Genomic DNA, 26,675 nt, shown 5'->3' with positions numbered 1-26,675 from the left:
CACTCTATTCCCTGTGTAAGCCCACGTTTTTCCCCTGCGTTCGCCCCAACGAGAGGAATGGAAATGCAGAAATGGTGGAAAGCAGCACTCGCGGTGCTGACAGTACTGGCTGCCGGCCTGGTGACCGCGGCACCCGCCAACGCGGCGGCGTGGTCGTCGTCGGACAAGTGGGCCACCTGGTCCAACGGCGGGTACACCGTCCGCAATGACGTCTGGGGCGGTGGCGCCGGACCTCAGACCATCTGGGCCAACTCCTACAGCAATTGGGGAGTCTGGGCCGACCACCCGAACACCGGCGGCGTGAAGTCGTACCCGCACTCCGCGCGGAACATCGGCAAGCCGGTCAGTGCCATCGGCACACTGAGCAGCAGCTTCAACGTGTCCCGGCCGGGCAGCGGATCGTACGCGTCGACGTACGACATCTGGGCCGGCAACAACGCCTACGAGATCATGTTGTGGATGAACAAGCAGGGCGCGGTCGGCCCGATCGGTAGCAAGCAGGCCACGGTGTCGGTCGGCGGGCACACGTGGGACGTCTATCGCGGCAGTAACGGCGCCAACGCGGTCTTCTCGTTCCTCCGCACCTCCAACACCAACTCCGGCTCCGTCGACATCAAGGCCGTCCTGAACTGGATCCGCGGCCAGGGCTGGATGGGTGACGCGACCGTGGGTGAGGTCCAGTTCGGCTTCGAGATCACCTCGTCGTCCGGCGGCCTGAACTTCACCACCAACTCCTACTCGGTCACCTCCAACTGATTTGCTTGCCCACTGACCTGGAGGGTTGCCCACTCAGAATCTGAGCGGGCAACCCTCCATCCGCGTGGGCAACCCGACGGTGAAGACTCAGCGTGATGCCGAGCAGGACGAGCGCGAGCCCACCGATCTGCCGCAGGGTCAGCACGTCGCCGGAGAACAGGAGGCCGAGCAGTACGCCGGTGACCGGGTTCAGTAGCCCGATCAGGCCGACGGTGGCCGCGGGGAGTCTGCGGAGGCCCGCGAACCAGGCGGTGAAAGCGAGCGCGGTCGCGATGAGTCCGACGTACGCGAAACCGGCGACGGCCGGTCCGTCGAGGTGGGGTGGTGCGCCTTCGACGACGACCGCGAACGGGATCAAGACGAGACCGCCCGCGATCAGCTGCCACGAGGTCGTGGCGAGTGGGCCCTCGCTCGCGCGGCCCCACTTCTTGGCCAGGACATAGCCGCAGGAGGACATCGTCAAGGCCGCGACCGACGCGACGACACCGCGCAGGTCGACCGAGGTCGAGGCGGCGCCGAGGAGTAGTACGACGCCGGCGATCCCGGCGGTCGCGCCGATCAGGACCTGTGCGGTCGGGCGTTCCGCCAGCAGGCCCCAGGCGAACAGCGCCATCGTGAACGGCGACGCGGACATGATCGTCGACGCGAGACTGACCGGGAGCAGCTGGGACGCGAGGTAGATCAGCGCGAAGAACGCGCCCATGTTGCAGATCCCGAGCAGCAGCGACCGCCACCACCAGGCACCGCGGGGGAGACGGCGGGCGAGTGCGAGCAGGAGCAGTCCCGCGGGCAGTGCGCGGAGCACCGCGCCGTACAAGGGATGTCCGGTCGGCAGGTACTCGTGGGTGACGAAGTAGTTCGTGCCCCAGGCGATCGGCGCGATCGCGGTCACAAGGCTCCAGCGGAAGGTATCTTCCATGGAAGACACTATATCTTCCTGGGAAGATATAGTGAACTTGTGGACCACGTAGCGAGAATCCAGGCGGAGTGGAAGGTCGAGCGGCCGGATGTCGACACCGCCCCGCAGGGCGTGATCGGGCGGCTGCACCGGATCGCGAACCAGCTCACCGGCGAGCTGACGCTGCTTTACGCGAAGTACGGGCTGACCGAGGGGGAGTTCGACGTACTCGCGGCGTTGCGGCGGGCGGGTGCGCCGTACGAGCGGGCGCCGGGGGAGATCGCGCTGCACACGATGGTGACGACCGGCGCGGTCACCAAGCGCGTCGACCGGCTCGAGGAGGCCGGGCTGGTCCACCGGCGCCGCAGCGACGCCGACGGCCGCGGCCGAGTTGTCCGCTTGACGCCTGCCGGGCGTCGGTTGATCGACAAGGCGTTCACTGCCCACATGGCCAACGAGCAACGGCTCCTTGAGGCGCTCACACCTGACGAGACGGCGCAGTTGGAGAAGCTTCTCACCACGTGGCTCGCTCGTCTTGAGTGACCTTGCAGGTGAACTGCAAGGTGGCGGGTCGACAGTGTGGGCATGACGACGATCAGTGTTGGCCAGCAGTTGTCGTGCCGGGTGCTTGGGCCGTTGGACGTGGCGGTTGACGGCGTGCCGGTGGTGTTGAGCGGGGTGTTGGTACGGCGGTTGCTGGCGGCGCTGGTTCTGGCGGAGGGTCATGCTGTTCCGGACGATGAGCTGCTGGATCTGTTGTGGCCGAGGCAGCAGGAGGTCAAGGCTCTCCGCGTGGTCGTGTGGCGGCTGCGGACGGCGTTGGGGGGTGCGGCCGATCGGCTGGAGCGGACGCCGACGGGTTATAGGTTCCTGCTTCCGGAGCAAACCGACCAGCATCAGTTCACGGGCCTGGTCGCCACCGGTCTGCGACAACAGTCGACCGGCGAGCCCGCAGCCGCGATCGCGACGCTGTCGGCGGCGCTCGACCTCTGGCGCGGCGACCCGTGGCAGGACCTCGAGCCCGAGGCTGGGGGATCGGGGCTGGTGCGGCGGCGGGCCGGGGAGCGGGCTCGGCTGGTGGAGTTGCGGGAGCTGGCTGTTGAGGAGCGTGAGGCTGCTCGGTTCGCGGTCGGCAGCCCGTGGCCGGTGGTCCGCGCGCTGTCGCAACTCGTTGCCGACAGCCCGTACCGCGAGCGCCGCTGGGAGCTGCTGGCGCTGGCTCTGCAAGCAGCTGGTCGACCGGACCGGGCCGCCGCCGAGTTGGGCCGCTACCGCTTGATGCTTGTCGACGATCTAGGTCTGGATCCCAGTCCCACCCTCACAGCCTTGGAACACCGACTCACGCCTCGTCGCCCCGGCTGGCGCTGGCGCTAGCTCGCCCCTGGAGCGCGTACCTTTGGGGGGTGCTGGAATGCCGGGTCCTGGGGACGGTCGGCCTGGTGGCGGACGGGGCCACGGTGGACATCGGGGGTGCGCTGCCGCGACGGCTGATCGCGACGCTCGCGCTGTGGGACGGCAAGGCCGTGCCCGACGATCGCCTGGCGCAGGCGATGTGGGCGGACGAGCCGCCGCCGAAGGCAGGCGCCGCGCTGCAGGCCTACGTGTCCAGGATCCGTTCCGCGCTCGGTCCGGCGTACCGTGACCGGCTGGGACGGACGCCGGGCGGCTACTTCCTGCACGCCGACGAGATCGACGTACGCCGGTACGCGACGCTGATCGAGGCGGCGCGGAGCCGGCTGGGTGGCGAACGTGCGGAGGCGGCGCGTGATCAGCTGACCGAGGCGCTCGGCCTGTGGCGCGGAGAGCCGTACCCGGAGCTCACGACCGAGGCCGCCGAGGCCGAGCGAGCGCGGCTGGGCGAACTGCGTGAGGGCGCCCTGGAGGACCTCGCCGCCGCCCGGCTCGCGCTGGGGGACGCGGCCGACGCGGTGGTGGCGCTGGAGCAACTCGTCCGCGACCAGCCGCTGCGTGAGCGTCGGTGGGCCTTGCTCGTCGTCGGCCTGTACCGATGTGATCGGCAAGGAGACGCGCTCGCGACGCTCCGGAAGGTCCGCGAGTTGCTGTCCGATCAGCTCGGCGTCGACCCGGGGCCCGAGCTGCAGGACCTCGAACGGCAGGTGCTCGCGCACGATCCGCGACTTCGGCTGGCCGCGCCGCCCCGCGTGGTTCGGCCCGAGCCGATCCGCCGCCCGCGAACGTCGTTCCTGGGACGAGCCGCGGAGCTCGACCTGCTGGCCAGGCAGCTTGACCGGGAGCGTCTGGTGAACCTCGTCGGCCCAGCCGGTGTGGGGAAGACGCGGCTGCTGGTCGAGTACCTGGCGACCCTCGGTCCGGTGGCGGATCCGTGGGTGGCGCGACTGGCCGACGTACCGGACGGTTCGGGTGTCCCGGCCGCCGTTGCGGACGCGGTCGGGGTCGTCGTGACGAGTGATGCGACGGCGGAGGTCGCCGGGGCGATCGGCGCCGCGCCCGCGCTGCTGGTGCTGGACAACTGTGAGCACGTGAGCGAGGCGGCCGCGGACCTCGTGGACCGGTTGGTCGCGAGCTGCGCCAATCTCCGCATCCTGGTCACCAGCCGGGAACCGCTCGGCGTCGACGGCGAGGTACTGCTCCCTGTCGAACCATTGCCGTGGGCAACCGAAACCGGCCCGGCCGTCGAACTGCTGGTGGATCGCGTGCGCGCCGTCCGTCCCGGCTGGGACCCGTCGGCGACCGAACTCGCCGCCGGACGACGGATTGCTGAGGCGCTGGACGGCCTGCCGCTCGCACTCGAACTGGCGGCCGGCCGAGCAAGGGTCCTGGGGCTGGGCGAGATCGCGGACCGGCTCGACGATCGGTTCGCGGTGCTCGGCCCGGTCCCGCGGGGATCGCTGGCTCGGCACCGGACGCTGGAGGCGGCGATCGGTTGGAGCGTGGAGCTCCTCGATCCGGCGGATCGCGCGCTGCTGCTCAACCTGTGGGCCTTCGAGGGTGGGTTCACGCTCGAAGCGGCCGAGACGATCTGGCCGGACCGAAGCCCTGCCGTACTTGAGTCGTTGTCGGCCTTGGTCACGCGCTCGGTCGTGGTCGCCGACACCAGCGTCGAGCCGACGCGGTACCGGTTGCTTGAGAGCATCCGCGCGTACTGTCGGCTGGTCGACCCCACCCCGGCCCGGACCGAGGCCCTGCAGGCGAGCTGGGTCCACGTTCTCGCGGCACGCTGCGCCGTGTCGGTCCGTGGCGCCCAGGCCGGCTCGTTCATCCGGATGATGAGCCGCGAGCTGCCCAACCTGCGAGCCGGTTTTGCCCACGACCTGAACGCCGACCCCGCTGCCGCGCTGCGTACGGCGGTCGATCTCGGTGTGTACCTGTACCGCGGCGTCCACCACGGTGAAGCGATGCGAATGCTCCGGGCCGCACTCGACTCGGCCCCGGACGCGCCGGTCCTCGACCGCGTCCGCGCGCTCAACTCGTTGACCGCGCTCACGTACTTCTCCGGTGACCAGCAAGGTACGGCGGAACTCGTAGCCGTCGTCAACGAACTGGTGCCCGAGCTCCCGGAGGACGCCGCGCGCGACTACGCCGAGGCGCTGTTCTTCCTCGCCGTGGGTGGCGCCGTCACCGCACAGGTCGACCTGACGGAACGCGTGACGCGCCGGATCATCGAGTACTCCGAAGCGCACGATCTCGCGGGCATGATCCCGGCAGCCGAGAGCGTACGAACCGTGGCGCTGCTGAAGGCGGCGATCGACCCGGACGAGATGCGTTCGTACGCCGACGCGCTCCAGCGGATCAGCCGCGGCTGGAACAAGGGCTGGGCGCACCAGGTCGTCGGCGAGCTGTATCTCTACCACCCGGATCTCGCCCCGGACTCCGCCGAGCGCGCGCTCTCGGCGTTGCGTACGGCGCTGGCCCGCTTCCTGCACCACGAGGACTACCCGTACACCTTGAACACCCTCCGGATCGGTGCGCTCGCACTGGCCCGGGCCGGTCGTCCGGTGGAGGAGGCGGGCCGTCTACTGGCCGCCGTACGCACCCACGCCGATCGCCTTGGCCTGCGGACTCCAGGGCTGTACCGCCCGGGCGATCCGTGGATCGAGCAAGCGCTCCCTGCCTCTCCGGACGACGCGGACCTGTCCTGGAACGCCATGGTCGCCCTGCTCGCCGACGACTGACTGCAAGCCGGCTGCAAGACCGGTCGAGCATCGTCGAGACATGATCGAAGCCGGAGGACGCCGCCTGGATGGCGTACGACGCGGGCGGGGTGCGCCGTTGTTGCTGATCCAGGGGATGGCGGGCCACCACGAGATGTGGGGCGAGGAACTGCTGCGGGAGCTGGAGGGGCGGTTCGACATCGTCGCGTACGACCATCGGGGGGTCGGACGCGGCGATCGGGCGGACGAGCCGTTCACGGTCGCCGATCTGGCGGACGACGCGGCCGCGGTGATCGCGGCGGCAGGGTGGACCGGAGCGCATGTCCTGGGTGTCTCGCTCGGCGGAATGGTCGCCCAGGAACTGGTCCTGCGGCATCCGTCGCTGGTCAGGTCCGTCGCGCTCGGGTGTACGTCGGCCGGGGGAGCGGGCGGGGTGATCTCGGAAACGTCGTACCGGATGGTCGAGGCGATCGCCACCCGGGACGTCGAGCACGGATTGCGGACGAGTTTCGAAGCGAACCTGTCCCGCCGGTACGCCGTACCGGGAGCGCTGGAGATCTACCGCCGCAGGGCGCTGGCCGTGAAGATGCCGGTGCCGGTGGTGCTGATGCAGTTCCAGGCGGCGCTCGCGCACGACTCCACGGACCGGTTGCGCGAGGTCGACGTACCGGCGTTGATCCTGCACGGGACGGCGGACGCCGGGATTCCGCCGGTGAACGCGCGGCAACTGGCTGAGCTGCTGCCCGCGGCCGAGGTCGAGTGGTTCGAGGGCGCGGGTCACCTGTTCTGGTGGGAGGAACCGGACCGGACCGCTTCGGCGCTGATCGCCAACGCCCTCGGTTGACGGCGCGCGGGGACAGCCTGCGCCCGGCTTCAGGCACAGGTGGGTAACCTCTGGTGGTCGCCAGGGGCCCGATAGGAGATGATGCCCACCGTGACCGGACCACAACGCGAGCTCGCGCAGACGCCGTCGGAGGCTGATCCGGCCGTCGCCGGCCTGACCGTCGGGCTCGGTGGACCGTCGGGGCGGTTCGCCCGGCTCAGCTCGTCGTGGTGGACGCCGCTGCGGATCGCGCTGGCCGTCTGCACGCTCACCTTCGGGCTCGGCGTCCTGCAGAAGGCACCGTGCATGGAGGCCGGCTGGGACCGCCAGAGCTGGCGGCCGTTCAAGGCGCTCTGCTACTCCGACATCGGGTTCCTGTACCAGGAGCGCGGTTTCGCGGAGGGCAACCGGCCGTTCCTCGACACCGGCAACTACCCGGTGCTGGAGTACCCGGTGCTGACCGGCGGCTTCATGGAGGTCGCGGCGCGGATCACCTGGGTGATCACCGGCGACCCGAAGAAGGACCTGACCGTCGAGCAGAAGCGCGACACGGCCGGGGTGTTCTTCCTGGTCAACACCGTGCTGCTGTTCCTCTGCGCGTTGCTGATCGTCGGCCTCACGGTCGCGACCGCGCGCGGGGTCGCGAAACGCCCGGGAGCGGCCCGTGGACAGCCGCTGGACGCCCTGTACGTCGCCGCGGCGCCGGCGCTCGCACTGACCTCGACGATCAACTGGGACCTGTTCGCGGTCGCGTTGACCGCCGGGGCGATGTTCGCCTGGTCACGCGGGAAACCCATCTGGTTCGGCGTACTGCTCGGGCTCGGGACGGCGGCGAAGTTCTACCCGTTCCTGTTGCTCGGTCCGTTGCTGATCGTGTGCATCCGTGGACGAAAGCTGTGGCCGTGGATCCAGGCGACGGTGGCGGCCGCGGTCGCGTGGGGGCTCGTGAACGCGCCCATCTACCTGCTCGCGAAGAACGAGTGGTTGTCGTTCTGGCAGTTCAACGACGAGCGAGAGAGCGACTACGGCTCGATCTGGTACGTCCTCAAGCTCGCCAAGCACGAGGTCGCGGACGTCAACCAGCTGAACATCGTGATCTTCGCCGGACTCTGTCTGTCGATCGCGATCCTCGGCCTGATGGCGCCACGGCCGCCCAGATTCGCGCAGCTCGCGTTCCTGGTGGTGGCGGCGTTCCTGCTGATCAACAAGGTCTACTCACCGCAGTACGTGCTGTGGCTGCTGCCGCTGGTGGCGCTGGCTCGGCCGAGGCTGCGGGACTGGCTGATCTGGCAGGCCTGCGAATGCTTCTACTGGATGCTGGTGTGGATGCATCTGGCGCAGTTCCTGGCGCCTGGCGACCCGCAGATCCCGGACCGGATCTACTGGCTCTCGGTGATCCTGCGGATGGCCGGCACGCTCTGGCTGATGCTCGTGGTCGCCCGCGACATCCTGCTGCCGGAGAACGATCCGGTCCGGCACGGTGACGTCGTCGACGATCCCAGCGACGGCGTCAGATCCCGGGCCCGGACCGACCTGGCAACCGCCTAGAACCTCAGCTTCGCGACGTCGAGGTTGCCGCCGCTCACCACGGCGGCGGTGACCCCTTCGGGCCGGAGGCCCTCGAGCAGCGCCGCGAAGGGCGCCGCGGCAGCCGGTTCGAGGGCGAGCTTGGTGCGTGACATCACCAGGCGCGTCGCCTCGAGCAGTGCGTCCTCGGACACGCGGACGACGTCGTCGACGTACTGCTGGATGAGCGGGAGGTTGCGGGTGCCGCAGACGGGTGCGGCGAGGCCGTCTGCGATCGACCGGGCGGTCAAGAGCTTCTGCGGTGCGCCCGCGGCGAGGCTGCGGCTGACCACGTCGGCCTGCTCCGGCTCGATCCCGATCACACGGATCGCCGGTTTGAGGAGTTTCAGCGCCGTCGCGACCCCCGAGATCAGTCCGCCGCCGCCGACCGGAACCAGGACGGTGTCGAGGTCCGGGCGGTCCGCCAGCAGTTCCAGACCGAGGCCGGCGTGCCCGAGGATCACGTCCTCGTCGTCGAACGGATGAACGCCGGTCAGCTGCCGCTCGTCGCGGATCCGCTCGTACTGCGCCATCAGGTCACCCTCGACGAGTTCGACGGTCGCGCCGTAGCCGCGGGCCGCGTCGATCTTCGCCGGTACGGCGGTCGCCGCCATCACCACTGTCGCGGGCACCCCGGCGTCCCGTGCCGCCCAGGCCAGCGCACCGGCCGCGTTCCCCGCCGACACCGTGACGACACCGCGCTCGCGTTCCTCGGCCGTCAACCGCAGGAGCTTCGTCAGCAGCCCGCGGACCTTGAAACTACCGGTCTTCTGGAACAGCTCGGCCTTCAGCACCAGATCGGCCGCGAACCGTTCGTTCAGCGCGGACGAGGTCAGCACCGGTGTCCGGTGGATCCGCCCTTCGAGCTCGCTGGCGGCCTGGCGGATGTCCTCGAGCGTCGGCATACGCCTGAGAATAAAAGTCTACTAAGTGGATCATATTTCGAGACAAAGCCCGCGGGTGGTCGCGGGCGTTCTACCGTCGATGTCATGAGGCCGACGCTGACCGTGATCGTGGATCCCGCCGACCGGTGGATGAGCCGGGCCGCGTGTATCGGCCAGGCGCCGGTGTACGACGAGGACGCGTCCCGGTGGGAGCAGCGGAAGGCCCGTGAACTGTGCCTGACCGCGTGCCCGGTGCTCGCCGAGTGCCGGGAGTGGGCGCGGCGGACGAAGTTCACCGGCACGGCCGCCGGCGAGACCCTGTTGTACGGGCGTCGCCGGGGCCATCCGGAATCGGCGGCTAGCTAAAGGCGGGCGGCCACTGCGGCGGCGAGTTTGCCGGCGGCGTCCGGGGACTGCGGGAGGAAGAGGTACGGCTCGATGAGCTCGATCTCCATCAGCAGGAAGCGGTCGTTGACGACGACTCCGTCGACGCGCGCGTAGGTGGGCGTCGGGCCGGAGGCCGCCAAGGCGGCCTGGGCGCCGGCGAGTACGGCGGCGGGCGGATCCGTCGGCGTCGTACGGCCGCCGTGCGACTCCTGGACCCGGTAGTCGCCGGCCGCCGGACGCTTGACCACCGCGTGGCTGAACTCGCCGTTGAAGAACAGCAGCGACCACTCGCCGTCGGACTGGATCTCCGGCACGAACGGCTGCACGAGGTACACCACATCGGGCAGCTCGCCGAGCGCCTGCTCGAACTCGGGTGAGCCGGCGACGCCGCGAACCGTGTGCAGGGCATTGCCGCCCACGGTCGGCTTGACGACGATCTGCTGACCGGCGAGTCCGGCCACGACCTCGCGCAGACACGCGCCGGCCGCGACCTGGGATGGAACGATCGCGACACCACGCTCGCGCAGTTCGAGCAGGTACTGCTTGTCGCTGTTCCAGCGGACCTGGTCCGTGGAGTTCAGGACCGGTACGCCGGCCTTGTCCAGCTGGGCGAGCCACTCGGTGAACTCGGCGTACAGCCAGAAGTAGTCCCAGACCGTGCGCAGCAGGACGGCGTCGTACGCGGACCAGTCGACCGACGGGTCGGTCCAGACCTCGACCACCGGGTCGAGGCCCGCGGCGCGGAGCGCGTCGAGGAGCGGGCGTTCGTCAGGGTGCAACTCAGCGTAGTCGGCCGAGGTTGCGAGGGCGATGCGATTCGTCACGCTCGCCAGTGTTGGCGGGGAGGGGCGGTGCGGTCAAACCTGACTTCGCAACGAGTTGGTGACGGATCGTGAAAGCGCCGGCCACGACGACAGCCGCGGCGAGGTGGATGAGGCCCTGGCGGGTGTCGTGCCCGAAGCTCGCGTAGGCGAGGTACGACGCCAGCGGTACGGCGATCCACTCGGGGCGGCTCGCGAGCGCTGCGAGGGCGATCAGCGGGAGGCCGTACCACGGGTACGTCGGCGTGGCGATCAGGAGCGCAGCGCCGTACAGCCAGCAGCAGGTGACGGCGAGCGGGTCGCGTCGGGCGCGGTGGAAGGCGAGCGCGGCGAGGCCGAGCGCGAGGACCGCGGCGACGACCTGACGAGCCTCAGGAGGCAGCAGGAGCGCGAGAATCGCGGATCGGGAGCTGCCGTCCTCGAAGCCTTCCTGGTTCAGGTAGCCGGGGAGGAAGCCGAGCACCAGGGCGCCAACGGCGAGGACGTGCGGGAGGTACGAGGTGATGAAGGTGCCCAGGGCAACGAGCGGGCGGCGGCGCCGGAACGCGGGGAGCAGCAGGAGCGGGAGGAGCTTGACGCTGCCGGCCGCTCCGAGGAGAACGGCGGCGAGTTTCGGTCGACGGGCGGCGGTGACGACGGCGGCCGTGATGAGGAGCGCGGCGAGGACGTCGACGTGGGCGGCGTTGCTCGCCTCCAGAGCGACGATCGGTGACCAACCCCACAGCGCGGCCCAGCGCGGGTTCTGTACGGCGAGTAGCCAGGTGAGTGCGATCGCGATCAATGCGGCGGCTATTTGCAGGCCGAGGGTGCCGGCCGACCAGGGCGTGAACAGCGCGACCACGGTGAAGTAGGCCTCGGCGACCGGTGGGTAGATGGTCGGCACGCCGGGGCGGTTGATCCGCGTCCTGGCGTCGTCGACGGGCAGTTGCGCCGGGTCGTCCGGGATGCTCGTCACCCCTGAGCGCTGATCCGGCGACAACCCCGGGAACAGCACGGGATCCCGCAGTTGCGCCAACCGGTCGTCCAGCGGCACATATCCGTACGGCGAGTGCCCCGACAACTGCACGCGTCCGTCCCACACGTACCGGTAGGCGTCCGTACTGGTGATAGGCGCCTGCGTCAGCCCCGGCACCTGACACAACCCCGCCACAACCACCACAACCCCAACCCCGAGCCCCCGTCCGAACCGCCACACCAGGCCCGCGACCACAACCGCCCCCACCACCAGCACCAGGTCCGGCCACCACCGCCGCCCCGAAGCCACCACCACGCCCCAGCACACCGCCGCCGCGGCCGCGCCGACCCACCAAACCCGACTTTGTGCACCGTTCCCGTATTTCCACGGCAGTTTTGTACGGATCTCGTGCACAAAGTTGGGGATCGCGGGGCGCGTCATGCGGTTCGGCGGAGGGTTAGGAAGGCTCGGTGGGGGGTGCGCCAGTCTTCGGTGGGGTGGAGGTGGGTGGTGCGGGCGTGGCGGATCAGGGCGCGGGTGCCTACTCTTGCCCAGGGCAACGGGGTGGAGTGGCGGCCGGTGGAACTGCGGAGGACGATCGGGGTGCTGTCGTCGAGTTCGTCGTCCGGGTCGACCTCGACCAGCACGAGACCATCGGGACGGACGAGCTCGGCGCAGCGACGCAGCAGATCGGCCGGATCACCGCCGATCCCGATATTCCCGTCCATCAGCAGCACACTGCCCCAGCGCCCCTCGCCCGGTAGCGGATCCTGCACCGGACGATGCAGCGCCGCCGCGCCCCGCGACGTCGTGAGTGAGACAGCCCGCGGCGACACGTCGACCCCCAGCGCCGGGATTCCACGCTCGGCGAGCGCGGTGACGATCCGCCCCGGACCGCACCCGATGTCCAGCACAGGCCCCTCGCACCGACTCAGCGCGAGCCGGTCCACCTCGTCCGCCGGCGCCGTCCAGCGCTCCACCTCGGACAGCGACGGGACCGTCCGTCCGTCGATGCCAGTGGCAACAACCCGTGCAGTCCCGCCGAGCGCCTGCTCGAACAGTAGCCCCGGATGCGCCGAATGCTGCAGCCGCCGGTACAACCGCGACACCCGCAGCGACGGGAACTCGTCAGCGATGTACGCCGCATCTTTCGGTGTGTCCATGTCCCGCAGCGTCGGCAGGATCCGCACCCGCAACCCCAACGCCAGCAGCCGACGCAGCTGATCCCGCCCGGTGTGGTCCGTCGACATCGGTACGCCGATCAGCGCGCGCGGATCCGGCGTACGAAGGCCGAGGCACCAGTACCCGCCGTCCTCGGTCAGCCCGAGCACCGCGTCGTACCCGTCCCACTCGAACCCCAGCAGCTCCGGCCGCAGCTGTGGCGTGTCCATCCCGACGAGCAGCATCGGCGTACCGTCGTACACGTCCTCGAACGCCGCCGCGAGCCGCTCGTCGAGCCCGTCGCCGCGCTGCTCCACGACCTCGAACCCAAGCGGCAGCCAAGGCCCCGGCTCACCCTCGAGTACGACCACTCGCCGCGTCGCCGGCGCGAACTGGACCGCGCAGAGCGTGTCGACGAGCGACGCCCGAGCCAGCGCCGCCGCCTCCCGCGGCGTGAACTCGCTCTGCAGCCGCGTCTTCACGCGCCCCGCCACCGGCGCTTTCGCGATCACGATGAGCGTGCTCATCAGCGCAACACCTTGGACATGTCCAACACTGCGCGGGCGGCGCCGAGTGGCGTACCGGTGACCTTCGAGCGTCCTGAGCGCGGGAGGTAGTCGACGTCGACCTCCGCGATCCGCCATCCGGCGTCGGCGGCCCGGACCACGGTCTCCAACGGGTATCCGGACCGTCGATCCGTCAGCCCGAGTCCGAGCAACGCGGTACGTCGGCCGGCGCGCATCGGACCGAGATCGTGCAGAGCGACGCCTGTACGGCGCCTGATCCGCCGGGACAGCTCCGCGTTGGCGAGCCGGAGGTGCCACGGCCAGACCTGCCGCGACACCGGACGCCGGCGGCCGACGATCAGATCCGCGCGCCCGGCGACGACCGGCGCGGTCACCCGGACCAGCTGCCGCGGATCGAGCGAGGCGTCAGCATCCATCACGGCCACGACATCGGCCTCAGCGGCCTCCAGACCGGCGTGGCACGCGGCGCCGTACCCCTTGATCTCGCAGTGCACGACGGTCGCGCCCAGATGCGCGGCGACGGCGGCCGAGTCGTCGGTGGAGCCGTTGTCGACGACGATGGCGCGGACGCCGGGCGGGAGCCGTTCGAGAACCCAGGGGAGGGCGGCCGCCTCGTTCAGGCACGGCAGGACGAGATCCACGGACATGCTTCGACGGTAAGGACGAACGCGCCTGGTCAGGGCCCGAACACGACTACGGGTCGCTTACGGCGTACTGCGTTCCGGCGCCGATGCGGCTCGGGGACGGGCGAAGGATCTACGCTCGGACCGTGGCTACTCGTGTTCTTGTGGTGGACGACGACCCGACCGTGTCGAACGTCGTCTCGGCGTACCTGACCAAGGCCGGGTACGACGCCCGCGTGGTCGCGGACGGCGCCTCGGCGGTCGACGTGTGGCAGCAGTGGAAACCGTCGGTCGTCGTCCTGGACGTGATGCTGCCCGGACTGTCCGGACTCGAGGTGCTGCGCCGGATGCGCGCGGCCGACGACGGCGCCGCGGTGATCATGCTGTCCGCCCGCGGCGAGGAGGAGGACCGGCTGGTCGGGCTCGAGGTCGGCGCGGACGACTACGTGGTCAAGCCGTTCAGTCCCCGGGAGCTGACCCTGCGGGTGCAGGCGATGGTACGGCGGGAGGAGCGCCTGGCCGGGCTCGATCTGACGCCGACCAAGCTGAGCGCGGGGCCGGTCGTGGTCGACACGGCGGCGCGCCGCGCGTACCTCGGCGAGGACGAGCTGTCGCTGACGCACCGCGAGTTCGACCTGCTGGCGTACCTGGTGTCGCACGCGGGCAAGGCGTACACGAAGGCCGAGTTGCTCCGCCGCGTGTGGGGCTGGGATTTCGGCGACTCGTCGACCGTCACCGTGCACGTCCGGCGGTTGCGGGAGAAGATCGAGGCGGATCCGTCCGACCCGAAACTCGTGCTGACCGTTCCGCGGACCGGGTACCTGTTCGCCGGTGACGCCTGATGAACAGAGATATGGCGACGATCCTGGCGCTCACCACACTGTGGACGCTCGTGGTCGCGGCGGTCGGTGCTGTGGTGCTGTGGCGGTTCCGGCGGCGGTCGTTGCGGATCACGATGATCGTGGCGGCGCTGGCGCCGATGGCCGGTGCGCTGGCGGCGGTGCTGCAGAGCGTACGGGCGATGTTCATCTCCGAGCACGACTCGTGGGTAGTGCTGTGGACCCTGGCGTTCGCGGCGCTGCTGGGGCTGGCGATGTCGGTGCTGCTTGGGCACTGGATCACCGTCGGGTCGCGCGACGTCGGACGGCGGTTGCGGCACCTCGGAACGTCGTACGAACCGACGGAAGCCGCCGGGGTCGTGGTCCCGGCGGAGCTGGCCGCGTTGACGAACGAGTTGGAGATGACGCGGAAGAAGCTCGCCGCGTCGCATCAGCGGGAGCGGGCGCTGGAGACCAGCCGGCGGGAGCTGGTGGCGTTCATGTCGCATGACCTGCGGACGCCGCTGGCCGGGTTGCGGGCCGTGTCCGAAGGGCTCGAGGACGGCGTGATCGACGACGTACCCGGCGCGTTGCGGCAGATGCGTTCGACGGTCGACCGGATGACCGGGCTGGTGGACGACCTGTTCGAGCTGTCGCGGTTGTCGACGGCGCCGCCGCCGCGCCGACGGTCGGCGGTGAGCCTGCGGGAACTGGCCGAGGACGTCGCGGGGGAGAACAACGAGCATGCGCGGGCGGAAGGCGTTCAGCTGGCGGTTTCGACGCCGGCGGACGACGATCGGCTCGCCGTCCAAGGGGATCCGGACGAGTTGACGCGCGCGGTCACCAACCTGGTCGGGAACGCGATCCGGCACACGTCGGCCGGCGGGACGGTGACGTTGGCTGTCGACCGCGAGCTCGACGGGCGGGTCCGGCTGGCGGTGACCGACGGGTGCGGCGGGATTCCGGCGGACGATCTGGAGCGCGTCTTCGACGTCGGCTGGCGCGGCGACGAGCAGCGCACGCCCGACGCGGGCGGCGGCGGTCTCGGGCTGGCGATCGCGCGCGGCGTGGTCGAGTCCCACGACGGGAAGATTGCCGTCAGCAACGTCGACGGCGGCTGCGCCTTCGAGATCGACCTACCACCGGTCCTGGCCAAGTAGATCGTTGATGCCGGTCCGCAGGTCGTACGCCGGCTTCCAGCCCAGCTCGTTCTTCAGCCGGTCGGACGAGGCGGTGATGTGCCGGACGTCGCCGAGGCGGTACTCGCCGGTGACGACGGGCGGTTGGCCGCCGTACGCGCGGGCCAGCTCGGCGGCGACCTCACCGATCGTGGTGACGGTGCCGCTGCCGACGTTGTACGCCGTGAACGCTGGCCGCTGGGGGAGCGCGGCCGCCGACAGCGTGACCGCGGCCGCGACATCGCGGACATGCACGAAGTCGCGGCGCTGGCGGCCGTCCTCGAAGACCCGCGGTGTCTCGCCACGTTCGAGCGCGGACCGGAAGATCGCGGCGACGCCGGCGTACGGCGTGTTGCGCGGCATACCGGGCCCGTACACGTTGTGGAAGCGGAGTGCGCTGACGCGGCCGCCCGTCTCGCGGGCCCAGGCGGCGGCGAGATGCTCACCGTTGAGCTTGCTCGCCGCGTAGGCGTTCCGCGGGTCCAGCGCAGCGTCCTCGGTCACGAGACCGGGACGCAGCGGGGCGCCGCAGTACGGGCAGGGCGGCTCGAACCGGCCTTGTGCGAGATCTTCGGTACGACGGGGTCCCGGCGCGACCTGTCCGTGGTCGTCGCAGTCGTAGCGGCCCTCGCCGTACACGACCATCGAGCTGGCGTAGACGAGGTTGCGGACGTTCCCGAGGGACTTCAGGAGGACCGCCGTACCGAGACTGTTCGAGGAGACGTAGTCGTCGATGTCGTCGAGATGGACCCCGAGGCCCACCTTCGCGGCGAGGTGGATGACGGTGTCGATGCCGTCCATCGCCCGCGTCACGGCGTCCGCGTCGCGGACGTCGCCGATGATCAGGCCGGGGCGCGGATCCGGCCGGTGCGCGTGCACATCCGGACGGAACGAGTCGAAGACGGTCACCTCGTGGCCCTCGGCAACGAGTTGGTGGTGGACGTGGGCTCCGATGAAACCGGCGCCGCCGGTGAGTAGGACCTTCATGACTGCCGGCACGTGCAGTCGGTGTCGGGCTTGGGGAGTTGCGCGATCACAGTCCTCAGCAGCTCGCGGAGCCGTTCGATGCTCAGCTTGAACGCCTCGAAGACCTCGGCCTGCGTGACGCCGGTGCCGGTCTGGACACCCGCATCGTGGTCGGTGACGACGGCGATCGACGTGTAGCAGAGCGCGAGTTCGCGCGCGAGGGCTGCCTCCGGTGCGCCGGTCATCCCGACGACCGACCAGCCCTGCGCAGCGTGCCACTGCGATTCGGCGCGGGTCGAGAACCGCGGTCCGTTGATGACCACCATCGTGCCGTCCGGTACGACGTTGCCCGCGGCAATCACCGTCGCGCGGCCGGTGGGGCAGTACGGGTCCGCGGCGGAGGTGTGGACCACCGGCGCCTCGTCGTACACCGTGTGCGGCCGGCCCCAGGTGCGGTCGACGTACTGGTCGGGGACCACGAACGTGCCGGGTGTCAGCTCGGGTTTGAGCGACCCGACCGCGCAGGGGCCGAGGACCTGGCGGACGCCGAGTTCGCGGAGCGCCCACAGGTTCGCGCGGTAGTTGACGCGGTGCGGCGGGAACCGATGGTCGGCGCCGTGCCGCGGGATGAACGCGACCTCGCGCCCGTCGAGGTCACCGACGAGCGGCGGCTCGCTCGGTGCGCCGTACGGGGTGTCGATCTCGATGGTCTCCGCGCCGGACAGGAACGAGTAGAACCCGGACCCGCCGATCACGCCAATCTCAGCCATGCTCCCGACGCTAGTGCCGCGAGCAGTCGCGACTACCGGATCCGGCTTGTCCGTCATCGCTCCGTAAGAATGGGGTGTGGAGATCTCGTGGGTGCTGCTCGCGGTGGGCGCGGTGCTGCTGCTGTTCGGCGCCTACGCGAGCTGGACCGCGGGCCGGCTCGACCGGCTGCACCACCGCGTGGAACTCGCCCGCGCAGCTCTCGAGACCGAACTCGCGCGCCGTTCCGCCCTGGTCGCGGAACTGGCCGGCAGCGACATCCTCGACCCGGCCTCCGCGCTCCTGCTCCTCGACGCGGCCCATCGCGCCCGGGCCGCCTCACTCGACGCGCTCGAACTCCGGGAGCAAGCCGAGTCCGCCCTCACCCGCGCAATCCATGCCACCGGCACCGACATCGAACCCTGGGCCGGCGAACTTACCCTCGCGATGCGCCGCGTCCAACTGGCCCGCCGCTTCCACAACGACGTCGTCGTCTCCACCCGGGACCTCCGCCACCGCCGCCTCGTCACCTGGTTCCGCCTGGCCGGCCATGCCCCGATGCCCACCACCATCGAACTCGAGGACGGACGATGACGAGCTTCGAGGACGACGTCGAGCGGTACCGGCACGAGTTGCGAGTGCACTGCTACCGGATGCTCGGGTCGTACGACGAGGCCGAGGACATGGTGCAGGAGACGTTCCTCCGTGCGTGGCGGGCGCTCGGGGAGTTCGAGGGGCGGTCGTCGGTGCGAGCCTGGTTGTACCGGATCGCGACGAACGCGTGCATCGACGTACGGCGTCCGCGCCGGGTGCTGCCGTACCAGCTGGAGCCGGCCTCGTTTCCCGCGACCGCCCTGCCTGCACGGGAGGACGTGCCGTGGTTGCAGCCGTTTCCCGACGTACTGCTGGATCGGGCCGAGGAGCCCGATGCGGTCGCGATCCGGCGGGAGACGATCGAGTTGGCGTTCCTGATCGCGATCCAGCACCTGCCCGCGCGGCAACGGGCCGTACTGATCTTCCGTGACGTCCTGGGGTGGTCCGCCCGCGAGACGGCGGCTGCTGTCGACCTGTCCGTGGCAGCCGTCAACTCCGCCCTGCAACGGGCCCGTCCGGTGCTGCGCGAGCATCTACCGCCACACCGCTCCGAATGGTCGGCGCGCGACACGTCCGAGGCCGAACGCGAACTCCTCCAGCGCTACCTCACCGCCTGGGACAACGCCGACCCCACCGCCCTGGCCGCCCTCATGCACGAAGACATCCGCATCACCATGCCGCCGTACCCCTTCTGGTTCGAAGGCCGCACCGACGCACTCCGCTCGCTGACCCCGAACTTCCGCAGGCCCTGGCAGTTGATTCCCACCACCGTCAACCGCCAGCCCGCGCTCGCCGCCTACCTGAACCGCGATTTCTTCGGCCTGGACATCTTCCGCATCGAACAATGCCGAATAGCGGAAATCACCGCCTTCGAAACCACAGATGCCGGGCGGTACGGCCTGCGGGGAACGATGGAACTGGACGACGGAAGGTGAAGCCTGTCTACTTGCCGAGCCGGTTCTTGGCCTTTGCGTAAGCCCTGGCCTGTTTCCCGGTCATCTGGACGGCCTCGCCGGAATCCCCCTTCGCGATCGCCTTGCCTTCCTTCTTGGTGACCTCACCCTTGCCGAGTTTGCGGCTGAAAACCATGACAGTGTGTCCTTTCGTCGCGCCTGGAGGTTATCCGTTGCCGAGCAGCCCAGGCATTCCTGACCATACAAGTCTCAGAGGTCAGGAATGCCTGGGCTATTTGGCGTCGGAGTACCTTTCGACCACGGTCGAAACGAAGGCGAAATTGGCGGGGGTGGGGCCGAAGGTCAGGGTGCCGGCGAGGTTGCCGGCCTGCTGGATGTATTCGGTGACCTGGTCGGCTTCTTCGGCGGGGCAGTGGACGATGACCTCGTCGTGCTGGTGGAAGACGAGCTCGGCCTTGAGCGGCGCCAAGGACTGACGAAGGGCGGCCAGCAGCAGGAGGGCCCAGTCGGCGGCGCTGCCTTGGACCACGAAGTTCCTGGTGAACCGGCCGCGAGCCCGGGCATGGCGGGGGTCCGTGGCGGGGAGGTCGGCGGGCGGGCCTTCGAGCATGGCCTCGTCGAGGGGATGGCCGCTGGGTGGACAGGTGCGGCCGAGGTACGTCCGGACCAGTCGGCCTTCCTCGCCCGCACGTGCCGCGTCGTCGACGTACGCAACGGCCTTCGGGAACCGCTTCCGCAACATGGCCAGGTGCTTGAGACCGTCGCCGGACGTCTGACCGTAGATCGCACCCAGGACGGCGAGCTTCGCCTGCGCGCGGTCCCCGGAGAACGCCTGGTCCGACACGGCCTTGTAGAGATCCCCGGGATCACTGGCGACCTCCATCAGCGCGCGGTCGCGCGAGATCGCGGCCAGGACGCGCGGCTCGAGCTGCGAGGCGTCGGCGACGACGAGCCGCCAGCCGGGGTCGGCGACCACCGCGCGCCGGATCACCTTCGGGATCTGCAGACCGCCGCCGCCGTTCGTGATCCAGCGGCCCGACACGGTGCCACCGGGCAGGAACCCGGGCCGGAACCGCCCGTCGTGGACCCAGTCGTTCAGCCAGCTCCAGCCGTTGGCGGTGTAGATGCGGTAGAGCTTCTTGTACTCGAGCAGCGGCGCGACCGCCGGATGATCGAGGTGCTCGAGCTCCCACTTCCGCGTCGACTTCACCTGGTGCCCGGCCTGCTTGAACGCCTTCAGTACGTCGGCCGGCAGCTCGGGCCGCACCCGGTGCCCGAAGGCCGCGGAGATCTCGTCCGCGAGCTCGGTCAGCCGGCGCGGCTCACCCGATCCGGCGAACCGTTCACCGAGCAGCTCGCTCAGCACCTCTCGATGCGCGTCGGCGCTCCACGGCAACCCGGCGAGGTCCATCTCGGCCGCCACCAGCATCGCGGACGATTCCGATGCCGTGAGCAACCGCATGCGGTCCGGGTACTCGGCCAGGTCGTGCCGGCGGAGCTGGTCGGCGTACACCCGGAGCAACGCCTCGAACGGGACCGGCTCGACGGCGATCTCGAACAACGACGACTGCTCACCCGGTACGACGGCACGCAGCGGCGGATCGGGTGGGACCGGCCGACCGCTCAACCGCGCCCAGGCTGCGGCCGCGGACCGGGGCTCGCCGAGCCGGCCCTCGTGACCGAGGAGCAGACCCTCGGTGTTCTCGATGTCGTAGCACCGCTCGACCCGGACACCGGCGGCCAGCAACCGCGGGTAGATCTCGGTCGACGAACGCCACACCCACCGCGTGACCTGCGGCCGCGCCGCGACGGCTGCGACCAGGTCGGGCTCGCGCAGGATCTCCCCGGCAGGCCGCCCGTCCGGATGCAAGGCGACGAGCACCGCCCCGCCACCCTCCTCCGGCGCAATCAACCACCGCTCATCCACGCTCACATCCTCACACCCACCGCCGACACTCTGCTCACCCCGTCTTTGGGCACCCACCAACCATTTCGCGGGCCCGAAAATGGTTGGTGGGCGCTCAAAGATCGGGGATCAGGCCAGTTGTGGGAGACTGGACTTATGTGGCGGGTGGGGGATCTGGAGGCGGCGGACGGGACCAAGACCGAGCAGGTCGAGGGGCTCGTGCTGCGGCGGATCGAGCGGGGCGACTTGTCGATCGGCTCGCGGTTGCCGTCGGAGCGGGTGCTGGCGGAGCGGCTCGGGGTGAGCCGCGTGACCGTCGTCCGCGCATTGGAGAACCTGCGCCGCGACGGCGTACTGGAGACCAAGCGCGGCTCCGGGACCGTAGTGCGTCCGCTGGACCGGCTGCTCGACCCCGTGGCACCGGCGTCAACGGTGACGGCAGGGGACCGGCCGGTGCTCGACCTGCGGTTCGCCACGACGGCCGCACCGCATGACGTGGCCGAGGCGGCAGCGCAGATCGTGGAGGACGGGCTGCCACAGGCCATGGGCGGTGACGGACCACCACCAGGAGGGTCACAGGAGCTCAGAGCGGCTCTGGCCGAGCGCCTCAGCTCAGAGGGCGTGCCGACCGAGCCGGAGCAGTTGACGCTCACCGTCGGCGCAGCAGCCGGCCTGAATGCTGCACTGGCCGGGCTGGACCTCGGACCGGGCGTAGCGATCACCGAGACCCCGACGTACCCGGCTGCCTTCGATCTGCTTCGCAAACACCGCCTGGACGTCGCCGGCTGGCCCGCGGGTGTCTGGGACACCGATCAGCTCGCTCACCTCTGCCGGCGCCACCGCCCGAAGGTCATCTACCTGCAGGCCGACAACCACAACCCGACCGGCTTGAGCCTGCCCGCTGACCGGCGGCAGGCAGTGGTTGAGATAGCCCGCAGGTACGGCGCTGCTCTGATCAGTGACGAGACGATGCGGCCGTTGTGGCTGGCAATGGGAGAGCAGGCGGAGCCACTCAGCCGTTACCCCAGGACTGTGAGCGTGGGGTCGCTGTCCAAGACGGTGTGGGGTGGGCTGCGGGTCGGGTGGGTGCGTACCGGCAAGCAGTTGCGCAGGAGGATCAACACCGCGGCGCAGCTGAGTGTGGCCTCGCCCAGCGCGCTGGACGACCTGCTGGCGCGGGCGATCGTGCCGAAGCTCGACAAGGTAATCGGCCGCCGCCGGACCCGGCTACGCGCCAACCTGAACGCCCTGGAGACCGGACTCCGGACACTCGACGGTGTGGCCTGGCCCACGCCGACTGGCGGTATGACGCTGTGGCTCGAGCTGACCGAGACACGGGCTCGCCGCGTCCTGGAGGCGGCCCGGGAGCAGGGGCTGCTGCTGGGCGCCGGTGACCTGTTCACGCCGGACGCGACCGACCGCAGGCACATCCGGATCCCGTTCACCGCGCCACCGGCCACGCTCCGGCTCGTGGTCGCCCGACTGGAGGAGGCTCTTCAGTCCACTTGATTCGGTGTGGACTGAAGTTCGATGCCCGCCACCTCCTAATCTGGGCAGTGAGCCCACGACCAGGAGGACAGCAGTGACCGAGAACCAGAGCCCGCAGGTTGGTACCGCGAAGGTGAAGCGCGGGATGGCCGAGATGCTCAAGGGCGGCGTGATCATGGACGTCGTCACCGCCGAGCAGGCCAAGATCGCCGAGGACGCCGGCGCGGTCGCGGTGATGGCGCTGGAGCGGGTCCCGGCCGACATCCGGGCCCAGGGCGGCGTCTCCCGGATGAGTGACCCGGACATGATCGACTCGATCATCGGCGCGGTGTCGATCCCGGTGATGGCCAAGGCCCGGATCGGTCACTTCGTCGAGGCGCAGGTGCTGCAGAGCCTCGGCGTGGACTACATCGACGAGTCCGAGGTGCTCACCCCGGCCGACTACGCGAACCACATCGACAAGTGGCAGTTCACCGTGCCGTTCGTCTGCGGCGCGACCAACCTGGGCGAGGCGCTGCGCCGGATCACCGAGGGCGCGGCGATGATCCGCTCCAAGGGCGAGGCCGGCACCGGTGACGTGTCCAATGCGACCACCCACATGCGCCAGATCCGCCAGGAGATCCGCAAGCTGCAGAACCTCCCGGAGGACGAGCTGTACGTCGCGGCGAAGGAGCTGCAGGCGCCGTACGAGCTCGTCAAGGAGGTCGCCGCGCTGGGCAAGCTGCCCGTGGTGCTGTTCACCGCCGGCGGCATCGCCACCCCGGCCGACGCCGCGATGATGATGCAGCTCGGCGCCGAGGGCGTGTTCGTCGGCTCCGGCATCTTCAAGTCCGGCAACCCGGCGCAGCGCGCGGAGGCGATCGTCAAGGCCACCACGTTCCACGACGACCCCGACGTGATCGCCAAGGTCTCCCGCGGTCTGGGCGAGGCCATGGTCGGCATCAACGTCGACGAGATCCCGCAGCCGCACCGGCTCGCCGAGCGCGGCTGGTGAGCAACAGTCTGCAGTCCGTGGACGAGCGGACCGCCCGGGAACTGCGCGGGCTCGCTCGCGTGCTGGTGCGGTCCGGGTACGCCGACCACGCGGCGATCACGGCCGCGCTGACGGAGGCCGTCCAGGAGGACGCGCCGTCGATGGACCCGGCCGCGCTCGTACCGCTGCTGATCGGTGAGGCGGTCATCGACCTCAACGCCGAGGCGGCCGGTTGGCCGGAGAGCACGGATCCGGACCGGTTGGACGCCGTACTGGCGGAATTCGAGCGTCTCGGTCTGGTGGTGGTCCGCTACACGTCGGACCACCACGCGGCCCGGCAGGCGCTGGAGGCTGCGGACGCGCCGCAGGGGCTGGTGTTCTTCACCGACACCGACGTGTGGCACGCGGTCGACTTCGGGATGCTGGAGCTCAAGCTCTGGCACCCGGACACCGCGAACGTCGCACCGGGGGAGCCGCTGCTGGAGGACGTGCTCGCGCTGCTGCGCCAGAACGACCTGCCCGCGGTGTTCGACGAAGGCCGTATCGAGGTCACTCTCGAATGGCGACGGAGGGTCACGCTGTGACGGTCATCGGCGTTTTCGCGTTGCAGGGGAACGTGCGCGAGCACCTCGCCATGCTGGCCGAGGTGGGCGTCGAGGGTCGCGCCGTACGGCGTCCGTCCGAGCTGGCGGAGGTCGATGCGATGGTGCTGCCGGGTGGCGAGTCGACCACGATGGACAAGCTCGCGCGGGCGTTCGACCTGTTCGAGCCGCTGCAGAAGCGGATCGCGGACGGGATGCCGGTGTTCGGCACCTGCGCCGGGATGATCATGCTGGCGAACGAGATCACCGGCGGGACCGCGGACCAGGAGACGCTCGGCGGGCTCGACGTGACGGTCCGGCGGAACGCGTTCGGGCGGCAGGTCGACTCCTTCGAGGCCGACCTGGACTTCAGCGCTTTCGACACGCCGTACCACGCCGTGTTCATCCGCGCACCGTGGGTGGAGCGCGTCGGCCGGGACGTCGAGGTACTGTCGACGGTGAGCTCGGGCCCCGCCACGGGTAGGATCGTCGCGGTCCGCCACGATCGGCTGTTGGCCACCTCGTTCCATCCGGAGATGACCGGGGACGCCAGGCTGCACGGGTACTTCGCCGATCTGGTCCGGGGCTGAAGAGTCTGTGTTGTAGGTAGAAGGGTTGGGTTCGCCATGTCAGGCCACTCCAAGTGGGCCACCACGAAGCACAAGAAGGCCGTCATCGACGCGAAGCGCGGCAAGCTCTTCGCGAAGCTGATCAAGAACATCGAGGTGGCCGCCCGGATGGGCGGTGGCGACCCTGGCGGGAACCCGACGCTGTACGACGCCATTCAGAAGGCGAAGAAGTCCTCGGTCCCGAACGACAACATCGACCGCGCGGTCAAGCGCGGTTCCGGTGCCGAGGCGGGCGGCGCGGAGTACCAGACGATCATGTACGAGGGCTACGGCCCGAACGGCGTGGCGATGCTGGTCGAGTGCCTGACCGACAACCGCAACCGGGCCGCCGCGGACGTCCGGACGGCGATGACGCGCAACGGCGGATCGCTCGCCGACCCGAACTCGGTCGCGTACATGTTCAACCGCAAGGGCGTGATCGTCGTCGCCAAGGAGCAGGACGGCAAGTCGCTGTCCGAGGACGACGTGATGGAGGCGGTGCTCGAGGCCGGCGCCGACGAGGTCAACGACCTCGGCGAGTCCTGGGAGGTCGTCACCGAGGCCACCGACATGGTCGCGGCCCGGACGGCGCTGCAGGACGCCGGGATCGACTACGACTCCGCCGACGTCCAGTTCGTCCCGTCGATGACCGTCGAGCTCGACGCCGACGGCGCCGGCAAGATCTTCCGCCTGATCGACGCCCTCGAGGACAGCGACGACGTCCAGAACGTCTACGCGAACTTCGACGTCTCCGACGAAATCATGGCCGAGGTCGGCTGAAAGCTGGGGGCCGCGATGACCGCGGCCCCTTTGCTCGAACTGATATGTGTCAGATTATTGACGAGCGTCACACCGAATGGCACGATTCCAGCAACCTAAGGAGCGTGTCATGACTGGAACGTTCGTGCTGATCACCGGTGCCTGGCATGGCGGGTGGGCCTGGCGGCCCGTTGCCGAGGAGCTTCGGTCCGCGGGTCATCGGGTGCTGACTCCGACCCTGCCCGGACTGCAGGACGGCGCGGACCCGACGCCGTACACGCTGACCGACGTCGTCGACTCGGTCGTCGAGCTGGTCGAGCGCGAGGATCTGCGGGACGTCACGCTGGTCGGCCACAGCTGGGGCGGTTACGTGATCGCCGGCGCCGCGCCGCGGCTCGCGGCACGGCTGCGGAAGTTGGTGTTCTGGAGCGCGTTCGTTCCGGCCGAAGGTCGCAGCCTGTACGACGAGGTGCCCCCGAACTATCAGGCCCTGTTCGACGGGCAGGCTCAGGCGTCCGGGAACAACTCGGTCGCGATGCCGTTCGAGGTGTGGCAGGCGGCGTTCATGCCGGACGCCTCCGAGGACGTCCAGCGCGTCGTCCACAGCCTGCTCGTGCCACAGCCCATGCAGTACTTCACCGAGACCGTGGCGCCGCTGGATCTCGACACGCTCGGCGTACCCGTCGCCTACCTGCTCGGCGAGAACGATGTCGCGCTGCCGCCCGGCGAATACGGCTGGAGCCGATTCGCCGAGCGGCTCGGCGTCGCTCCGGTGCCAGCTCCCGGCAGCCACGAAGCCTGCTTCACGCGTCCGGTCGAACTGGCCGAAGCCCTGCTGAAGATCTAGTTACATCCCGAGGGCTTTTCCGTCGATCACCTGGGCGGCAGGCGGGGCCTTCGGAGTGGTGGCCTGGTTGTACTCGGTGAACGTCAGCGCGTCGGTGCCGGTCGACTCGAGCCGGACCGGGCGCCCGGTGGCGGTGTCGACCCAGAGGGTGCCGTCGGTGTCGCGGAGACCGATCGCCGTGACGCCGTCGAGGGTCCGCGTCGCGGTCTTGCGGAGCGTGCCGGTTGGCTCGAACAGCGTGTCGAAGAACTTCGGCTTGCTGGCGAACGCCGCGAGCTCACCGAGGTCCTTGTCGCTCAGGGACGTCTTGATCCAGCGGCCCCCGATCAGCGCGATCAGGGCGTCCGCGTCGGCCTTCGACTCGGCCTGGGCCCGCCAGAACTTGTCACTGATCTTCAGGTACGCCGTCCGGTCCAGGACGATCAACGAGAACGCGGCGCCGTTGATGCTCATCGTGCCCTGACCCCCCGCCTGACCGAGCCGGATGTCCAGCACGATCCGGTCGCCCCCGTCCGACATCGCCCCCTTCATCCGCACACTGGTCGCGGCCTTCGCGGCGGCCTGAGTCTTCGCCAGGATCTTGGTCGCGGACAGTCCGGCGATCGTGCTCGCCGGCGTACTGGGAGACGGCGTCACCACCGGAGACGGCGTCACCACCGGAGACGGCGTGACGGACGTCGCCGTCGGTGTGGGGGTCGGCGTGGTCCCCAGTGCGTCGCTGGTTGCCGGGGTAGATCCCTGGCAACCAGCGACAACTCCAAC

At 69.8% G+C, this 26,675-nt stretch carries 28 protein-coding genes; 17 read left to right on the top strand and 11 right to left on the bottom strand.

Features of this window, described 5'->3' with window-relative positions; genetic code table 11:
• Positions 1–63 precede the first annotated feature (63 nt).
• A complete protein-coding gene (locus E0H92_RS40185) occupies positions 64–756 on the top strand; it encodes a glycoside hydrolase family 12 protein (RefSeq protein ID WP_131499985.1) in 693 nt (230 codons plus the stop codon).
• Here the strand turns inward: E0H92_RS40185 and E0H92_RS40180 are convergent.
• Positions 743–1,675 (bottom strand): DMT family transporter, encoded by a 933-nt coding sequence (locus tag E0H92_RS40180; RefSeq protein WP_131499984.1) that lies wholly within the window; start codon positions 1,673–1,675, stop codon positions 743–745. The genes E0H92_RS40185 and E0H92_RS40180 overlap by 14 nt on opposite strands.
• A gap of 39 nt (positions 1,676–1,714) precedes the next feature.
• Here E0H92_RS40180 and E0H92_RS40175 point away from each other — a divergent pair, with 39 nt between their 5' ends.
• From E0H92_RS40175 to E0H92_RS40155, 5 genes are all read left to right on the top strand, one after another.
• Entirely contained in the window at positions 1,715–2,197 is a 483-nt protein-coding gene (locus E0H92_RS40175) for a MarR family winged helix-turn-helix transcriptional regulator (RefSeq protein WP_238173806.1), read from the top strand.
• A 42-nt stretch (positions 2,198–2,239) separates the two neighbouring features.
• Entirely contained in the window at positions 2,240–3,028 is a 789-nt protein-coding gene (locus E0H92_RS40170; protein ID WP_131499982.1) for an AfsR/SARP family transcriptional regulator, read from the top strand.
• Between the two features lie 29 nt (positions 3,029–3,057).
• Positions 3,058–5,808, top strand: coding sequence for an AfsR/SARP family transcriptional regulator (locus E0H92_RS40165; RefSeq protein WP_131499981.1), 2,751 nt, complete (start codon positions 3,058–3,060; stop codon positions 5,806–5,808).
• 40 nt (positions 5,809–5,848) lie between these two features.
• A complete protein-coding gene (locus tag E0H92_RS40160) occupies positions 5,849–6,631 on the top strand; it encodes an alpha/beta fold hydrolase (RefSeq protein ID WP_131499980.1) in 783 nt (260 codons plus the stop codon).
• Positions 6,632–6,712: 81 nt separating this feature from the next.
• Positions 6,713–8,158 carry a glycosyltransferase family 87 protein gene (locus E0H92_RS40155; protein WP_131500096.1) on the top strand — a complete coding sequence of 482 codons (1,446 nt, stop codon included), beginning with the start codon at positions 6,713–6,715 and terminating at the stop codon, positions 8,156–8,158.
• Here E0H92_RS40155 and E0H92_RS40150 read toward each other — a convergent pair.
• Positions 8,155–9,081, bottom strand: a complete 927-nt coding sequence (locus tag E0H92_RS40150; protein ID WP_131499979.1) for a threonine ammonia-lyase — start codon at positions 9,079–9,081, stop codon at positions 8,155–8,157. The two genes, E0H92_RS40155 and E0H92_RS40150, sit on opposite strands and share 4 nt — an antisense overlap.
• Positions 9,082–9,165: 84 nt before the next feature.
• Here E0H92_RS40150 and E0H92_RS40145 point away from each other — a divergent pair, with 84 nt between their 5' ends.
• On the top strand, positions 9,166–9,426 hold the full coding sequence (locus tag E0H92_RS40145; RefSeq protein WP_131499978.1) for a WhiB family transcriptional regulator: 261 nt from the start codon (positions 9,166–9,168) through the stop codon (positions 9,424–9,426).
• On the opposite strand, the gene E0H92_RS40140 is transcribed toward E0H92_RS40145, so the two are convergent.
• The 4 genes from E0H92_RS40140 to E0H92_RS40125 all read right to left on the bottom strand — a co-directional run bounded on the left by E0H92_RS40140 (position 9,423) and on the right by E0H92_RS40125 (position 13,558).
• The gene (locus E0H92_RS40140) at positions 9,423–10,271 is read right to left on the bottom strand and encodes an ATP-grasp domain-containing protein (RefSeq protein WP_131499977.1); all 849 of its coding nucleotides are present in this window, start codon (positions 10,269–10,271) and stop codon (positions 9,423–9,425) included. The genes E0H92_RS40145 and E0H92_RS40140 overlap by 4 nt on opposite strands.
• On the bottom strand, positions 10,228–11,538 hold the full coding sequence (locus E0H92_RS40135; protein WP_131499976.1) for a glycosyltransferase 87 family protein: 1,311 nt from the start codon (positions 11,536–11,538) through the stop codon (positions 10,228–10,230). Before E0H92_RS40135 ends, E0H92_RS40140 begins: the two co-directional genes overlap by 44 nt.
• Positions 11,539–11,660: 122 nt before the next feature.
• Positions 11,661–12,911 (bottom strand): DUF2064 domain-containing protein, encoded by a 1,251-nt coding sequence (locus E0H92_RS44840; protein WP_202874075.1) that lies wholly within the window; start codon positions 12,909–12,911, stop codon positions 11,661–11,663.
• On the bottom strand, positions 12,911–13,558 hold the full coding sequence (locus tag E0H92_RS40125) for a glycosyltransferase family 2 protein (RefSeq protein WP_131463182.1): 648 nt from the start codon (positions 13,556–13,558) through the stop codon (positions 12,911–12,913). Before E0H92_RS40125 ends, E0H92_RS44840 begins: the two co-directional genes overlap by 1 nt.
• A 122-nt stretch (positions 13,559–13,680) precedes the next feature.
• Between E0H92_RS40125 and E0H92_RS40120 the strand changes: the two genes are divergently transcribed.
• Positions 13,681–14,376, top strand: a complete 696-nt coding sequence (locus E0H92_RS40120) for a response regulator transcription factor (RefSeq protein WP_238151347.1) — start codon at positions 13,681–13,683, stop codon at positions 14,374–14,376.
• A gap of 11 nt (positions 14,377–14,387) precedes the next feature.
• Entirely contained in the window at positions 14,388–15,512 is a 1,125-nt protein-coding gene (locus E0H92_RS40115; protein WP_238152824.1) for a sensor histidine kinase, read from the top strand.
• On the opposite strand, the gene E0H92_RS40110 is transcribed toward E0H92_RS40115, so the two are convergent.
• The gene (locus tag E0H92_RS40110; protein ID WP_131499975.1) at positions 15,489–16,517 is read right to left on the bottom strand and encodes an NAD-dependent epimerase/dehydratase family protein; all 1,029 of its coding nucleotides are present in this window, start codon (positions 16,515–16,517) and stop codon (positions 15,489–15,491) included. The two genes, E0H92_RS40115 and E0H92_RS40110, sit on opposite strands and share 24 nt — an antisense overlap.
• A complete protein-coding gene (locus E0H92_RS40105; protein ID WP_131463186.1) occupies positions 16,514–17,266 on the bottom strand; it encodes an S-methyl-5'-thioadenosine phosphorylase in 753 nt (250 codons plus the stop codon). The genes E0H92_RS40110 and E0H92_RS40105 overlap by 4 nt, the downstream gene beginning before the upstream one ends.
• A gap of 76 nt (positions 17,267–17,342) precedes the next feature.
• On the opposite strand from E0H92_RS40105, the gene E0H92_RS45380 reads away from it, so the two are divergent.
• Both E0H92_RS45380 and E0H92_RS40100 read left to right on the top strand, forming a co-directional pair.
• Positions 17,343–17,837: a hypothetical protein gene (locus E0H92_RS45380; RefSeq protein WP_165547338.1), complete on the top strand. Its 495-nt coding sequence runs from the start codon at positions 17,343–17,345 to the stop codon at positions 17,835–17,837.
• On the top strand, positions 17,834–18,772 hold the full coding sequence (locus tag E0H92_RS40100) for an RNA polymerase subunit sigma-70 (protein ID WP_238152825.1): 939 nt from the start codon (positions 17,834–17,836) through the stop codon (positions 18,770–18,772). The genes E0H92_RS45380 and E0H92_RS40100 overlap by 4 nt, the downstream gene beginning before the upstream one ends.
• A 7-nt stretch (positions 18,773–18,779) precedes the next feature.
• On the opposite strand, the gene E0H92_RS44530 is transcribed toward E0H92_RS40100, so the two are convergent.
• Together E0H92_RS44530 and E0H92_RS40095 are read right to left on the bottom strand one after the other, a co-directional pair.
• Entirely contained in the window at positions 18,780–18,926 is a 147-nt protein-coding gene (locus E0H92_RS44530; protein WP_165550245.1) for a hypothetical protein, read from the bottom strand.
• Between the two features lie 96 nt (positions 18,927–19,022).
• Positions 19,023–20,678, bottom strand: coding sequence for a bifunctional 3'-5' exonuclease/DNA polymerase (locus tag E0H92_RS40095; protein ID WP_131499974.1), 1,656 nt, complete (start codon positions 20,676–20,678; stop codon positions 19,023–19,025).
• 135 nt (positions 20,679–20,813) lie between these two features.
• On the opposite strand from E0H92_RS40095, the gene E0H92_RS40090 reads away from it, so the two are divergent.
• The 6 genes from E0H92_RS40090 to E0H92_RS40065 all read left to right on the top strand — a co-directional run bounded on the left by E0H92_RS40090 (position 20,814) and on the right by E0H92_RS40065 (position 25,913).
• A complete protein-coding gene (locus E0H92_RS40090; protein ID WP_131463189.1) occupies positions 20,814–22,166 on the top strand; it encodes an aminotransferase-like domain-containing protein in 1,353 nt (450 codons plus the stop codon).
• Positions 22,167–22,239: 73 nt separating this feature from the next.
• Positions 22,240–23,139: a pyridoxal 5'-phosphate synthase lyase subunit PdxS gene (pdxS, locus tag E0H92_RS40085; RefSeq protein ID WP_131463190.1), complete on the top strand. Its 900-nt coding sequence runs from the start codon at positions 22,240–22,242 to the stop codon at positions 23,137–23,139.
• Positions 23,136–23,702 (top strand): DUF6891 domain-containing protein, encoded by a 567-nt coding sequence (locus E0H92_RS40080; protein ID WP_238173805.1) that lies wholly within the window; start codon positions 23,136–23,138, stop codon positions 23,700–23,702. The genes pdxS and E0H92_RS40080 overlap by 4 nt, the downstream gene beginning before the upstream one ends.
• Positions 23,678–24,289 carry a pyridoxal 5'-phosphate synthase glutaminase subunit PdxT gene (pdxT, locus tag E0H92_RS40075; RefSeq protein WP_131499973.1) on the top strand — a complete coding sequence of 204 codons (612 nt, stop codon included), beginning with the start codon at positions 23,678–23,680 and terminating at the stop codon, positions 24,287–24,289. The genes E0H92_RS40080 and pdxT overlap by 25 nt, the downstream gene beginning before the upstream one ends.
• A gap of 36 nt (positions 24,290–24,325) precedes the next feature.
• Positions 24,326–25,087 (top strand): YebC/PmpR family DNA-binding transcriptional regulator, encoded by a 762-nt coding sequence (locus E0H92_RS40070; protein WP_131463192.1) that lies wholly within the window; start codon positions 24,326–24,328, stop codon positions 25,085–25,087.
• A gap of 109 nt (positions 25,088–25,196) precedes the next feature.
• Positions 25,197–25,913: an alpha/beta fold hydrolase gene (locus E0H92_RS40065; protein WP_131463193.1), complete on the top strand. Its 717-nt coding sequence runs from the start codon at positions 25,197–25,199 to the stop codon at positions 25,911–25,913.
• Here the strand turns inward: E0H92_RS40065 and E0H92_RS40060 are convergent, their stop codons facing one another.
• A complete protein-coding gene (locus E0H92_RS40060) occupies positions 25,914–26,570 on the bottom strand; it encodes a hypothetical protein (RefSeq protein WP_131499972.1) in 657 nt (218 codons plus the stop codon). It abuts the gene before it with no gap.
• Between the last annotated feature and the right edge of the window lie 105 nt (positions 26,571–26,675).

It is taken from the genome of Kribbella speibonae, assembly GCF_004331375.1.
Taxonomy (GTDB): Bacteria; Actinomycetota; Actinomycetes; order Propionibacteriales; family Kribbellaceae; genus Kribbella; species Kribbella sindirgiensis.
Note: the sequence above shows the minus strand (reverse complement) of the source record. Positions and strands in the feature narration are given on the sequence as shown.

What these genes read in the sequence shown, in the direction of transcription:
- E0H92_RS40185 (WP_131499985.1), top strand. Translation starts at nt 64, where the DNA reads ATGCAGAAATGGTGGAAAGCAGCACTCGCGGTGCTGACAGTACTGGCT.
- E0H92_RS40180 (WP_131499984.1), bottom strand. Translation starts at nt 1,675, where the DNA reads ATGGAAGATACCTTCCGCTGGAGCCTTGTGACCGCGATCGCGCCGATC.
- E0H92_RS40170 (WP_131499982.1), top strand. Translation starts at nt 2,240, where the DNA reads ATGACGACGATCAGTGTTGGCCAGCAGTTGTCGTGCCGGGTGCTTGGG.
- E0H92_RS40160 (WP_131499980.1), top strand. Translation starts at nt 5,849, where the DNA reads ATGATCGAAGCCGGAGGACGCCGCCTGGATGGCGTACGACGCGGGCGG.
- E0H92_RS40155 (WP_131500096.1), top strand. Translation starts at nt 6,713, where the DNA reads ATGCCCACCGTGACCGGACCACAACGCGAGCTCGCGCAGACGCCGTCG.
- E0H92_RS40150 (WP_131499979.1), bottom strand. Translation starts at nt 9,081, where the DNA reads ATGCCGACGCTCGAGGACATCCGCCAGGCCGCCAGCGAGCTCGAAGGG.
- E0H92_RS40145 (WP_131499978.1), top strand. Translation starts at nt 9,166, where the DNA reads ATGAGGCCGACGCTGACCGTGATCGTGGATCCCGCCGACCGGTGGATG.
- E0H92_RS44840 (WP_202874075.1), bottom strand. Translation starts at nt 12,911, where the DNA reads ATGAGCACGCTCATCGTGATCGCGAAAGCGCCGGTGGCGGGGCGCGTG.
- E0H92_RS40125 (WP_131463182.1), bottom strand. Translation starts at nt 13,558, where the DNA reads ATGTCCGTGGATCTCGTCCTGCCGTGCCTGAACGAGGCGGCCGCCCTC.
- E0H92_RS40115 (WP_238152824.1), top strand. Translation starts at nt 14,388, where the DNA reads ATGGCGACGATCCTGGCGCTCACCACACTGTGGACGCTCGTGGTCGCG.
- E0H92_RS40110 (WP_131499975.1), bottom strand. Translation starts at nt 16,517, where the DNA reads ATGAAGGTCCTACTCACCGGCGGCGCCGGTTTCATCGGAGCCCACGTC.
- E0H92_RS40105 (WP_131463186.1), bottom strand. Translation starts at nt 17,266, where the DNA reads ATGGCTGAGATTGGCGTGATCGGCGGGTCCGGGTTCTACTCGTTCCTG.
- E0H92_RS40100 (WP_238152825.1), top strand. Translation starts at nt 17,834, where the DNA reads ATGACGAGCTTCGAGGACGACGTCGAGCGGTACCGGCACGAGTTGCGA.
- E0H92_RS44530 (WP_165550245.1), bottom strand. Translation starts at nt 18,926, where the DNA reads ATGGTTTTCAGCCGCAAACTCGGCAAGGGTGAGGTCACCAAGAAGGAA.
- E0H92_RS40090 (WP_131463189.1), top strand. Translation starts at nt 20,814, where the DNA reads ATGTGGCGGGTGGGGGATCTGGAGGCGGCGGACGGGACCAAGACCGAG.
- pdxT (WP_131499973.1), top strand. Translation starts at nt 23,678, where the DNA reads ATGGCGACGGAGGGTCACGCTGTGACGGTCATCGGCGTTTTCGCGTTG.
- E0H92_RS40070 (WP_131463192.1), top strand. Translation starts at nt 24,326, where the DNA reads ATGTCAGGCCACTCCAAGTGGGCCACCACGAAGCACAAGAAGGCCGTC.
- E0H92_RS40065 (WP_131463193.1), top strand. Translation starts at nt 25,197, where the DNA reads ATGACTGGAACGTTCGTGCTGATCACCGGTGCCTGGCATGGCGGGTGG.